We start from the raw sequence: 12,856 nt of genomic DNA on the forward strand, positions 1-12,856 counted from the left end.
CACATAAACCACGGTTTTATTTTTTTGTGAATATCTTTGTCGCCATTAAAATGGCTTGATTCTCACCATTATTAACCTGCTGAATTTTTACAGGTACATAGTTATGGTTAATATCAAACCAAATTGATGTTTCACGAGAGCTTGTTTTGCGTGTTCTTATCATTAATACCGTGTCGACGTCACCTATAGGTAACGAAATAGTGTGTTCGCCTTTATACAAAAAATGATATTGGGTTTTTTCTTTCTGCTCTTGGACATCAACAGTGATATCCGTTTTTAGGCCAGAGCAAACCAATTCTCTCAAGTGATCGTAGACAGATAATGGGTCAAATGACCGATTGCTTGACACGTCCTGTTTTATTAAATACGACTTGGTTGTTTTACTTTTGAAAGGCTTTTTTTGCTGCTTAGTGTATTTTACAGGCACTAACCCGTTGGCAGTATAATTAGGTAACTCGCTTATTTCTTTCTGTACAAACTCCATAAACGCAACTGATGCCGTCACATTCGATTGTAATTGCATCCCAGTATTATTTAGAGATTTAAGGCTTCGCTCTGCTTGTCCCACATTGTATTCATCACGAATCAAGTCGAACTGTAATTCATAACTTTTTAATCTGCATTGCAGGGTATTGATGTTAAGGATGCCACTTTCCCCATCCCCATCAGGTTCATTGTCTGCGAAGCAGTGAAAGGGGGTGACCAGAACATATATCGACACTACCTTTAACACGGTGCTAATTGTACTGGAATACATATTTCCCTCCTAGATTAACAGCAATTTGAGTCAGTTACTGAAAGCAGCATTTTTGAACACTGGATGCAATTTTTATGTATTTGAATAGTATTAAAACCGCTGAAGCTTTCCTTTTACCTTACATGAAAATACCGCAGAAAGTATGTGATAAGAAGTTGTGATTTAGCTCCTATCTAAATTAATAATTTCATTTAGAAAATAACACTATGAATTGTAAAAAGTACTGACAAAAACCTGAGTGTGTTGTAAACATCGCGAACTGGTTAATTTTCCAGAAATAAATATTTCGTTCCATGAACGCATTTTTGTCCGAGGCGGGTGTCTCTTCCGAGTTTCTTGCAGCCAATAGATATTGGTCAAATCATAGTTAAAAATCCCCATTTTTAGGGCTGCTGAATCAACCGCACAAAATTCAGGACGTAGAGTATTTCGAACTTATTAACCTCTTTGTTAGTTGAATAAAGAGCTACCAAAATTTCCGTTAAGCTAATACAAACTAATTATTTTAGGTATCGCAATGAAAATCTTAGCAGAGAAAGTGGTTGAAACTGTTGTAAACCGTATTTGTGACATTTGCAACGATAGTGTCATGATTGAAATGAATGGCCATACACACAAAGAATGTGGAGAGTTAAAAGCAAGCTGGGGATATGGTTCTAAAGCAGATGGGATAACTTATGGTCTTGATTTATGCGAAAACTGTTTCGAAGTCGCGCTACATGCACTAAAAGATTACCGAAGAAGTATAGTCATGTTTGACGAAAAACAAGAACTACCAGATAAGGCTTTTGGAATCGCCACCAAGGGTCTGCGCTAACTTCCCTGTTAATAAATAGTACTATTTTGGCTTTAACTTAACTTTTGACACGAACAATCGACCACAACAAGAAGAAAGAGGTGTCGTAGCAGGTGACGGTATTTTGGAGCGGTTTCATAAGGCGATCTTCAACGAATTTTACCAAATCACGTTTAGAAAAAGCTGTGTTCGACGATGGAGAAATTATAAAAAAATCTGGACGATTGGATAGATTCCGACAGCAATCATCGAACCCATTAGAGTAAAGTGTCCTGCGGAGGAGCGCTGTATGCTTCTTTTTAGGAAGCTCATTCCATTAAAGGCATTTCTCTATAAATAACATAACCAACCTAAACTGTAATTCGTAACCAGTTGAGCGCCAAATGGATACTCCGCGTAAATTCGAAAAATGAAACTGCTTGATTCTAAAGGGCTGCACCGGGATCTCACTGTTGGCATAAATCTCAAATTTGATGTCGTAATACATATAGATAAAAATATTTTTCATAAGTTTACGTTTAGACGTCTAGACGTAAAGATGTTGACATTCAATGCGTTTTGCTCCAAATTTAGTGCATCTCAACCCATCTTGGAGTCATTATGCCTATTCGTATCCCTACTGAATTGCCTGCGCAAAGCATTTTAAACAGTGAGAATATTTTTGTGATGGATACTGATCGTGCCGCCATGCAGGATATTCGTCCTCTGGAAGTCGGTATCTTGAATCTAATGCCGAATAAGATGGAAACAGAAGTGCAATTTTTACGTTTGTTGTCGAATACACCTTTGCAAATCAATGTCGACTTGATCCGTATCGATAATCAGGCACCGAAGAACACACCAGAATCCCATATGAAAGCTTTTTATCACAACTTCGATGATGTGGCAGACAAACAGTACGATGGGTTAATAGTCACTGGTGCGCCTTTGGCGTTACTTGACTATGATGACGTTAAATATTGGGAAAGAATGAAAGTTGTGCTGGAATGGGCGCGACGTCATGTGCAATCTACTTTGTTTTCATGTTGGGCCGCCCATGCCGCTTTATATCATTTCTATGGCAAGAATCGCAGTTTACGTGATGTTAAACTCAGTGGGATATTTCCTCATCAGGTACAAGATGAACACAATGAATTGATGCGCGGCTTTGACCCTGTTTTCTATGCCCCTCACTCACGTTATGGTGAAATCAGTGTTGCGGACTACGAGTCAGTGGAAGGCTTGAAGGTTTTGGCCAGTTCTGAAAAAACCGGCGCCTACCTCGTCGCATCTGAAGATCGGCGGTTAGTATTTGTTACTGGGCATCCTGAGTATGATCCTGACAGTTTAGATCAAGAGTACCAACGTGATGTAAAAGCCGGTTTGAATGCGATCATTCCTGAAAATTATTATCCTGATGATGATCCCCTATGCACACCAATGGTGACATGGCGAGCCCACGGTAGTCTGCTGTTTACTAATTGGTTAAACTACTACGTATACCAGAATACTCCCTATGATTTGGCATCTTTGTCGAATAAAGATTAGAGCAACTTATTTATCAGTTTTAAAGGAAATAATGTGTCAACGGTATCTTCAGAACAAGCACTACACGACGCTGCAAAAACACGTATTCTTATTTTAGACGGCGCTATGGGGACTATGATCCAAGCTCATGATTTTCAAGAAGATGATTATCGTGGAGAGCGATTTGTGGATTGGCATAGCGACGTTAAAGGGAACAATGATCTATTGACCCTTACCCAGCCTGAAGCCATATTTGATATTCATTGTGCTTATCTTGCCGCAGGGGCGGATATTATTGAAACGAATACCTTCAATGCTACGACTATTTCTATGGCGGATTATAATATGCAGTCGCTGGCAAAAGAGATAAACATTGAGTCTGCAAAGCTCGCACGTAAAGCGGCGGATAAATACAGTGCACTCACGCCGGAAAAACCGCGTTTTGTTGCAGGTGTATTAGGGCCAACGAGCCGCACTGCTTCTATTTCTCCCAATGTGAACGATCCTGGTGAGCGTAACGTTACCTTCGATGAGTTGGTCGAAGCATACGTCGAAGCGACACACGGACTAATTGAAGGGGGAGCAGATTTGATTATGATTGAAACCATTTTTGATACCTTGAATGCAAAAGCTGCTGCGTTTGCTGTTGACGTGGTTTTCGATGAATTAGGCAAAACCCTACCTGTTATGATTTCAGGCACGATCACCGATGCCTCAGGGCGCACTTTATCAGGTCAGACTGCTGAAGCGTTCTATTATTCCATGCGTCATACCAGCCCATTTTCTTTTGGATTAAATTGCGCACTAGGCCCTGATCTACTGCGCCAGTATGTGGACGAAGTGTCCACCGTAGCAGAGTGCCTTGTGTCGGCGCATCCGAATGCTGGTTTGCCAAATGAGTTTGGTGAATACGACCTTGAAAGTGATGAAATGGCTGAACATATTCGCGAGTGGGCACAGTCCGGTTTAGTTAACATTGTGGGTGGGTGTTGTGGTTCAACGCCTGAGCACATCGCCGCGATTGCCAGTGTGGTTGATGGTGTTGCACCTCGGGCAATTCCTAAACGTGAAGTGAAGCTGCGTTTATCGGGACTTGAGCCGTTTGTGCATTAATTAACTGACAAATATATATTGACCGTGGGTGACTAAATAGCAACGGCCCACGAAGTAACAAAGTGAAAAAATTTAGTAGACTGAGTGACCTATGATCAAAGCAAGAGCATCCTTTATTAATGTCGGCGAGCGTACTAATGTAACGGGCTCTGCCATGTTCAAACGCCTCATTTTAGAAGGCGATTTTGAGAAAGCGCTAGATGTTGCTCGTCAGCAAGTAGAAAACGGTGCGCAGATCATCGATATTAACATGGACGAAGCCATGCTCGATTCAGAAGCGGCCATGACCCGTTTCTTGAATTTAATTGCCTCAGAGCCTGATATTTCTCGTGTACCTATCATGATTGACTCGTCAAAATGGTCTGTTATTGAAGCCGGCTTAAAGTGTGTGCAAGGTAAGGCAATCGTAAACTCTATTAGCTTAAAAGAAGGTGAGGAAAACTTCTTACATCAGGCTAAATTGCTTAAGCGCTATGGTGCGGCAACTGTCGTTATGGCCTTTGATGAGACTGGGCAAGCCGATACGGAAGATCGTAAATTTGAAATTTGTCAGCGTAGTTATCAGCTTTTAACAGAGAAAATAGGTTTCCCGCCTGAAGATATCATATTCGACCCTAATATCTTCGCCGTGGCTACCGGTATTGAAGAGCATAACAACTATGCGGTGGATTTTATCAATGCTACGCGTCGCATAACGCAGAAATTACCCCACGCGCATATCTCTGGTGGCCTATCAAATGTTTCATTTTCATTTCGCGGTAACAACCCGGTGCGTGAAGCCATGCATTCGGTGTTCTTATACCATGCCATTAAAGCCGGTATGGATATGGGCATCGTTAATGCCGGTCAGCTTGAAGTGTACGATCAAATCCCAGCGGAGCTAAAAGAAGCGGTTGAAGATGTAATTTTGAATCGTAATGCGGATGCGACCGACCGTTTACTAGAGCTCGCACCTAAGTATCAGGGTGACGGTAAAGCGCAAGTAAAAGAAAACCTAGAGTGGCGTGAGTTACCTGTGAATAAACGCTTAGAGCATGCTTTAGTGCGGGGGATTACTGATTATATTGATGAGGATACAGAACTCGCTCGTCAGCAAGCTGAGAAGCCGTTACACGTCATCGAAGGTCCCTTAATGGACGGTATGAATGTAGTGGGGGACTTGTTTGGGGAAGGCAAGATGTTCCTGCCGCAAGTGGTTAAATCCGCGCGGGTTATGAAAAAAGCAGTTGCATACTTGAACCCTTACATTGAAGCCACAAAAGATGTGGGTAGTACCAATGGCAAGATTTTACTGGCGACGGTGAAAGGCGATGTACATGACATAGGCAAGAACATTGTTGGTGTGGTGCTGCAATGTAATAACTTTGAAATTATTGATCTCGGAGTCATGGTGCCTTGTGCCAAAATTCTTCAGGTTGCCAAAGATGAAAATGTCGACATGATTGGCTTGTCTGGTTTGATTACGCCTTCTTTGGATGAAATGGTCTACGTCGCTAAGGAAATGCAACGTCTAGGTTTGGATTTACCCTTGTTAATTGGTGGTGCAACAACCTCAAAGGCGCATACTGCGGTTAAAATCGAGCAAAACTACGACCAACCGGTAGTTTACGTTCCTAATGCCAGTCGAGCCGTTGGTGTGTGTCAAAAGCTTATATCTAAAGAGCATCGCCCTGCCTATGCCCTGCAAATATCAAAAGAGTACGATGTTGTCCGTGAGCAACATGCGCGCAAAAAGCCTCGTAGTCGCCCTGTTTCGTTGGAAAAGGCCCGTGCCAATGGTTTCGATTTTGATTGGAGCCAATACACGCCACCGGTACCTAAAACATTAGGTGTCAGAACCGTATCAGTAACCTTACAGGAGTTACGTGCGTATATTGATTGGACGCCATTTTTTCTAACCTGGTCTTTAGCGGGGAAATATCCGCGGATTTTGCAAGACGAGGTCGTGGGAAAAGAGGCGCAATCGTTGTTTGATGACGCCATTGCTCTGCTTGATGACTTATGCGCTAACAATAAATTGCAAGCCAAGGGCGTTGTGGGGATATTTCCTGCTAATCGAGTTGATGATGACATTGAAATTTATAGTGACGAACAACGCAAGGAAGTACGTGAAGTGTGCCACCATTTGCGCCAGCAAACTGAGAAAACTAAGGGGTTTAATAATTGCTTGAGCGATTTTATCGCGCCTAAATCCACAGGTAAAGCCGATTATATGGGCGCATTTGCCGTCACCACAGGTATCGGTGAAGATGAACTCGCCAGCGCATATATTGCGGACGGTGATGACTACAACGGTATTATGGTTAAAGCATTGGCGGATCGTTTGGCTGAGGGTTTTGCTGAATATTTACACGAAAAAGTACGCAAAGAAATTTGGGGCTTTGTACCGGATGAATCACTGAGTAACGAGGAGCTTATTCGTGAAAAATATCAAGGTATTCGTCCTGCTCCCGGTTACGCGGCTTGTCCTGAACACACTGAAAAACAAGCTATTTGGGATTTGCTCGACGCAGAGAAAAACACCGGGATGAAACTCACGGAAAGTTATGCAATGTGGCCAGGTGCCGCGGTGTCTGGTTGGTATTTTTCTCACCCTGAGTCCCGTTATTTCGCCGTCGCACAGATACAAAAAGATCAAATGCTTGATTATGCGCAACGTAAAAGTTGGTCGGAATTAGAGGCGGAAAAATGGCTTGGTCCTAATCTAAATAGCTAACGTTGAACCAGAATGAGTGTGACACAATGACAGAAAAACGTTTTAGCCCTTCATGCGACAATAATAGAGAGCCCATTTTAGCTGTGCTAAAAGAGGCGTTATCGGGTCACACTCGCTTACTCGAAATCGGTTCGGGAACGGGACAGCATGCCGCTTATTTTGCGCCAGCGTTACCTCATATACTCTGGCAAACCAGCGATTTAGCCCACAATCATAGCAGCATTGATGCTTGGCTGGCGGAATTAACAATAGGTAACGTGCGCAGTCCGTTGCACTTTCATATAGGTGTTGATGAATGGCCGTGTAATGACGTTGATAGCGTATATACAGCCAATACCACGCATATTATGCAGCCCCATGAAGCACAAATAATGATGCAGCTCGTGGCGCAAAACTTATCTTCAGGTGGGATTTTCTGTCAATACGGTCCGTTCACTGTCAACGGTGAATTTACCAGCGCCAGTAATCAATCATTCAATCAGCATTTATTGAACGAGGGATGCGGTGGTATAAGAGATATAGCGGAGTTGCAAAAATGGGCCAGTGGATTGGTGCTGGCAGAGCAGCATTCTATGCCAGCAAATAACATGATGCTTATTTGGCGCAAACCGTAACTTAGCTTAATAGCTGAATTTAAATTCTAGTTATCGGATATTATTTTAAACGGTAATAATTCTGCGGCATTTGCTTTGTAGGTTTCAATATTGCTATCTTCCTGACGTAAAAAACGTCGCACGCCGTCTTGAAATGCAGCTTCGGCTAGCCAGTGATTTGAATAACAATAAATGGGTTCAAAGCCGCGTAAAATTTTGTGTTCACCTTGAGTTCCAGGGTTAAAAGAACTGATATTATGCTCGATGCAAAATTCAATACCTTGATAATAACAACATTCATAATGCAGGTTATTAACGTCTTCTAGTGCCCCCCAATAGCGCCCATAAAGTTGTTTATCGTCAAATAGATAAAAGGCGCTAGCCAGAGGCTGGCCGTTGCGTGTTGCGATTACCAACAATATATTACTTTGCATGGAATGATAAAGGCGGGTAAAAAAGTCACGGTTGAGGTAACCCCGGTGCCCACTGCGTTTTAAGTAAGTTTGTTGGTAACATTGATAGAAGAAGTCAATATGTTCAGGATTAATATCTGCTCCGTAGATCCGCTCGACCTGAACGTCTTGCTCTTGGACTTTTCGCCTTTCATTACGGATTGATTTACGTCGTCTGGAGGTGAGTGTTGCGCTGAAGTCATCATAATTACGGAAATTCCGATTAAACCATTGAAACTGAACCGCTCTTCTGACCATATGCTGTTCTTTATTCAGGGCCGTGCTCAAGGGCTCAGGCACGAACAACCAGTGCATAGAGGACAGGCCGTTTTGAATGGCATGCTTTTGAATCGCTTTACATAATTGCGGGATAAGCTGGTCCTGGTCCACCTCATTTTTAACCAATAAACGCGAACCGGAAACCGGTGTAAACGGAATAGCACAGACTAATTTTGGATAGTAATTAAGACCATATTCACGGTAGGTATTGGCCCAGGCAAAATCAAATACGTATTCGCCATAACTGTGATTTTTGATATACAAAGGTAGAATGCCCACCAAGGTTTCACCCTGGTAGATTGTAAGATGTTGTGGATGCCAGCCTGTTTTCGGCTCAACTGAACTTGAACGTTCAAGCGCTTCGATGAAGGCGTACTGATGAAAAGGATCACTATTGTGAGCCAATGCATGCCAACTCTCACTGTCGATTTGCTCTATGCTGCTTAGAAACTTAAAATTAAATGTTTGGCGCATAACACTCTACAGGATCCCTTTATAGGGCGATTATATTACCTGATATGACAGATAACGAAAGTAAGAACATTAAATATAGTATTACCAAATATTTATCTATGCGCGAACATAGTCACCATGAATTGTTACAGAAATTGCTAGCGAAGGGATATGAGCAAGCGCTTTGTGTGGAGCGCATTAAGCAATTTCAAGAAGCTGATATCCAAAGTGATTTACGGTTTGCTGAAATGATTGTGCGCAGTCGGGTTGCAAAAGGTGTTGGGGAGCAACGAATTCGTCACGAACTTAATCAGCAACACGTAGCAGACGAATTAATCGAGCAAGCGATAGCTGAGCAGGAGATAGATTGGGATGAGTTGGTGTTACAGGTTGCTGTGAAAAAATTTGGTCATAAACCAGCCAAAGATTGGCCGGAGCAACAAAAACGTAACCGTTTTTTGCAATATCGAGGGTTTAGTCATGAGCAAATTCGTCGCTTGGAAAGTGCGTTCTAAGTGCAGTGAAGTCCTTAACAAGACTGGGGAAAACATGCTATCGTTACCACTAACTAATATATAGAAATGGCCGTTTAAGGCCGTTTTTACCCTCAAATCAATAAATGTTGTTTCAGGATCATCAATGAGTAAGAGCACAGCGCAAATTCGGCAGGCCTTTTTAGATTTTTTTGCAGATAAAGGGCATCAAAAAGTTTCTAGTTCGTCTCTGGTTCCGGGTGACGATCCAACTTTGTTATTCACCAATGCGGGCATGAATCAGTTTAAAGATGTTTTCCTCGGTACTGAACAACGTAAATACACCCGTGCAGTGTCTTCTCAACGATGTGTACGAGCTGGCGGTAAGCACAATGATTTAGAAAACGTGGGTTATACAGCACGTCATCACACTTTTTTTGAAATGCTCGGTAATTTTAGTTTCGGTGATTATTTTAAACACCAAGCGATTGGTTATGCTTGGTCTTTTTTGACCGAAGAGTTGAAGCTACCAAAAGACAAGCTGCTGGTGACCGTATATTCAGAAGATGATGAAGCGTTTGATATTTGGCACAAGGATATTGGGCTTCCAAAAGACAAAATTATTCGTATTGCGACCTCAGATAACTTCTGGTCTATGGGCGATACAGGTCCTTGCGGCCCTTGTTCTGAGGTTTTTTATGACCACGGCGAACATATTTGGGGTGGACCACCAGGATCGCCTGAAGAAGATGGCGATCGCTTTATTGAAATATGGAACTTAGTATTCATGCAGTTTAATCGTCAAGCAAATGGCGATATGCAACCTTTGCCTAAACCTTCGATAGACACTGGCATGGGTTTAGAGCGTATTTCAGCTATTTTACAAAACGTGCATAGCAACTATGAAATCGACATTTTTCAAAATTTGATCAAAGCCACAGCTGATTTAGTTGGCACCACAAGCCTTGATGATAAGTCATTGCGTGTGGTAGCGGACCATATTCGTTCTTGTAGCTTTTTAATCACTGATGGCGTCATGCCATCAAATGAAGGTCGTGGGTACGTGCTACGACGTATTATTCGCCGCGCAGTGCGTCACGGAAACAAATTGGGTGCGAATGGGGTGTTCTTCTACAAGTTGGTAGGCGCTTTGGCACAGGAGATGGGGGATGCTTATCCTGAGCTAAATGAGCAGCGGGCGATCATTGAGAAAGTCCTGCGTGTTGAAGAAGAACAATTCTCACGCACGCTTGAGCGAGGCATGCTTATTTTGAACGATACCTTGGCAGAACTCGATGGCAAAGTCGTGCCAGGGGATGTGGTTTTCAAGTTATACGATACTTACGGTTTTCCTGCGGATTTAACCAATGACGTAGCGCGTGAAAAAGGCCTGAGTATTGATGAGGAAGGCTTCGATCAAGCAATGGCAGAGCAACGCAAACGTGCCCAGAAAGCCAGTCAGTTTGATTTAGATTACAACGAGCAACTGCGCAGCGATCTTGAATCGGTGTTTGTCGGCTATGAACAAGAGCAAAATACTGCCCAGGTGCGGGAGATATTCTTTCAAGGTGAATCTGTTAATGAGCTAGCCTCAGGCGACAAAGGCACGCTGATCCTTGATGAAAGTCCATTCTATGCGGAATCAGGTGGCCAAGCCGGTGACATTGGTGTGCTAGCGAGCGAGACGGGCGATTTTACCGTCACCGATACCGTAAAGTTAGGCAAGGCCATTGCGCACAAAGGTATAGCAACAAGTACTATCGCAGTAGGTGACAAAGTTGAAGCGAAATTGGATGGCAAAAGGCGCCACGCGATTAAACTAAATCACAGCGCCACGCACTTGATGCATGCTGCGCTGAAATCGATTCTCGGTGAACATGTCAATCAAAAAGGTTCTTTAGTTCAAGCTGAACGCCTACGTTTCGATTTCTCGCACTTTGAAGCCATGAATAAGCAACAGATTGCGGCCGTTGAAACTATGGTCAACGAACAGATACTTGCTAATCATGCTTTGCAGACCCAACTGATGGGACTTGAGCAGGCCAAAGAGGCTGGTGCAATGGCTTTATTCGGTGAAAAGTACGATGACGATGTGCGCGTTGTGTCCATGGGTGGCTTTTCAATGGAGCTATGCGGCGGCACACATGTTGCGCGTACTGGTGACATTGGGCTATTTAAAATTATCTCTGAAAGTGGCATCGCATCCGGTGTAAGACGTATTGAAGCCGTGACCGGATTAAATGCCTTGCAGCATGTACAGCAACAAGCAAGCGAACTAAGCTCCATCAGCGGTGTCTTAAAAACGGATGTGAGTACGGTAGGCGATCGCGTCACGCAGCTTCTTGAGCAGACAAAAATACTCGAAAAAGAAGTGACTCGCCTTAAGCAGGAAATCGCAAGTAGTGCAGGAAGTGATCTTTTATCCCAGATAAATGAAATAAATGGGGTAAAAGTGTTGTCTTATCATTTACAAGGCATTGAAAGTGGCGCATTACGCTCCATCATAGATGATCTGAAAAACCAAATCGGCAGTGGCGTCATATTATTAGGCGTAGCGAATAACGATAAGGTGAGTCTAATTGCCGGTGTGACCAAAGATTTAACTCAGAAAGTAAAAGCTGGTGAGTTAGTGAACTTTGTCGCTCAGCAAGTAGGTGGAAAAGGCGGTGGTCGTCCTGACATGGCTCAAGCTGGCGGCTCACAACCAGAGAATTTAGACAGTGCAATCGCTTCAGTTGCAGGCTGGTTGCAAGAAAGGCTATAAGCGTATTATCGACTAATTTTTGCTGTGACAACAAAAATAAGGAAAGGTCGGGTGTGTAATTCTTTGGTAATTTCAAAGGGATACGCTAGTTTTAAATTAGGGATTATTTTTTTGTAAACGGATAAGGAGCTAAAGAATGCTAATTTTGACCCGTCGTGTTGGTGAAACCTTGATGGTCGGTGACGAAGTCACAGTAACGGTATTAGGGGTTAAAGGTAATCAGGTAAGAATTGGGGTGAATGCACCAAAAGAAGTATCTGTTCACCGAGAAGAGATTTACATGCGAATTCAAGCTGAAAAAAATGGTCAGCTGGCTGAACATGATCAATCTACGTCAGATGAAGATAATTAAATTTATGTTCTACTGATAAAAAAAGCTGGTTCATCCAGCTTTTTTTATGCAAAAAATTCACCTCTAAAATCCATAAAATTTACTGGGAAGCGATGAATTATCGCTATTATAAGACGTTTTTTGTACGAACGGCTCAAAATAGCAGCAAGCAGTTTAAATCTTTATAAAAAGTGTTTGACTTACTTCTGTGTGTAGGTAGAATTCGGCTCCAGATTTAGGAGACACACCAAACGGTGAAAGGCGCTTCCCGAGCTAAGGAAGTTAAGTAAATAAGGCCTTTGTCAGATGGATTATGCGTTGGCATAATACTCAGGCAGCAAATAAATCAGCAGCAAAAATTTAAAGGTTTTCCGGAGAGGTGGGTGAGTGGCTGAAACCAGTTCCCTGCTAAGGAACCATACGTATTACTCGTATCGAGGGTTCGAATCCCTCCCTCTCCGCCATTACTTAATACGATAATAGAAATATTATTAAGAAGCTTAGACTAAAGGAAATAAGCTTTAGTAAAACAGGGTAGTGTGCCTAATATGTTTTACTTAATACCGAGTTTGCGCATGTAGCTCAGCTGGATAGAGTACCTGGCTACGAACCAGGTGGTCGGA

General features: G+C 42.7%; 10 protein-coding genes and 1 tRNA gene. 9 read left to right on the plus strand and 2 right to left on the minus strand.

From position 1 onward, the window contains the following. Positions 1-16 precede the first annotated feature (16 nt). Entirely contained in the window at positions 17-757 is a 741-nt protein-coding gene (locus AAC000_RS22325; protein WP_007107337.1) for a DUF3108 domain-containing protein, read from the minus strand. A 517-nt stretch (positions 758-1,274) separates the two neighbouring features. On the opposite strand from AAC000_RS22325, the gene AAC000_RS22330 reads away from it, so the two are divergent. From AAC000_RS22330 to AAC000_RS22350, 5 genes are all read left to right on the plus strand, one after another. Continuing rightward, a complete protein-coding gene (locus AAC000_RS22330) occupies positions 1,275-1,574 on the plus strand; it encodes a hypothetical protein (protein ID WP_335671343.1) in 300 nt (99 codons plus the stop codon). A 579-nt stretch (positions 1,575-2,153) separates the two neighbouring features. Continuing rightward, on the plus strand, positions 2,154-3,080 hold the full coding sequence (metA, locus tag AAC000_RS22335) for a homoserine O-succinyltransferase (RefSeq protein WP_335671342.1): 927 nt from the start codon (positions 2,154-2,156) through the stop codon (positions 3,078-3,080). A 33-nt stretch (positions 3,081-3,113) separates the two neighbouring features. Then, a complete protein-coding gene (locus AAC000_RS22340) occupies positions 3,114-4,172 on the plus strand; it encodes a homocysteine S-methyltransferase family protein (protein ID WP_335671341.1) in 1,059 nt (352 codons plus the stop codon). A 91-nt stretch (positions 4,173-4,263) separates the two neighbouring features. Then, entirely contained in the window at positions 4,264-6,888 is a 2,625-nt protein-coding gene (gene metH, locus AAC000_RS22345; RefSeq protein ID WP_335671340.1) for a methionine synthase, read from the plus strand. A 26-nt stretch (positions 6,889-6,914) separates the two neighbouring features. Next, on the plus strand, positions 6,915-7,502 hold the full coding sequence (locus tag AAC000_RS22350) for a DUF938 domain-containing protein (RefSeq protein WP_335671339.1): 588 nt from the start codon (positions 6,915-6,917) through the stop codon (positions 7,500-7,502). A gap of 26 nt (positions 7,503-7,528) precedes the next feature. Here AAC000_RS22350 and AAC000_RS22355 read toward each other — a convergent pair whose 3' ends face one another. Then, positions 7,529-8,686 (minus strand): GNAT family N-acetyltransferase, encoded by a 1,158-nt coding sequence (locus AAC000_RS22355; protein WP_339726039.1) that lies wholly within the window; start codon positions 8,684-8,686, stop codon positions 7,529-7,531. 44 nt (positions 8,687-8,730) lie between these two features. Here AAC000_RS22355 and AAC000_RS22360 point away from each other — a divergent pair, with 44 nt between their 5' ends. The 4 genes from AAC000_RS22360 to AAC000_RS22375 all read left to right on the plus strand — a co-directional run bounded on the left by AAC000_RS22360 (position 8,731) and on the right by AAC000_RS22375 (position 12,697). Continuing rightward, positions 8,731-9,180, plus strand: coding sequence for a regulatory protein RecX (locus tag AAC000_RS22360; RefSeq protein WP_007105140.1), 450 nt, complete (start codon positions 8,731-8,733; stop codon positions 9,178-9,180). A 124-nt stretch (positions 9,181-9,304) separates the two neighbouring features. After that, the gene (gene alaS / locus AAC000_RS22365) at positions 9,305-11,902 is read left to right on the plus strand and encodes an alanine--tRNA ligase (protein WP_007105139.1); all 2,598 of its coding nucleotides are present in this window, start codon (positions 9,305-9,307) and stop codon (positions 11,900-11,902) included. Between the two features lie 136 nt (positions 11,903-12,038). After that, entirely contained in the window at positions 12,039-12,254 is a 216-nt protein-coding gene (gene csrA / locus AAC000_RS22370; RefSeq protein WP_007105138.1) for a carbon storage regulator CsrA, read from the plus strand. Positions 12,255-12,606: 352 nt separating this feature from the next. After that, positions 12,607-12,697, plus strand: a tRNA-Ser gene (locus AAC000_RS22375). Positions 12,698-12,856: the final 159 nt, after the last annotated feature.

Origin of the sequence: uncultured Paraglaciecola sp. (assembly GCF_963977085.1) — a bacterium.
GTDB lineage: Bacteria > Pseudomonadota > Gammaproteobacteria > Enterobacterales > Alteromonadaceae > Paraglaciecola.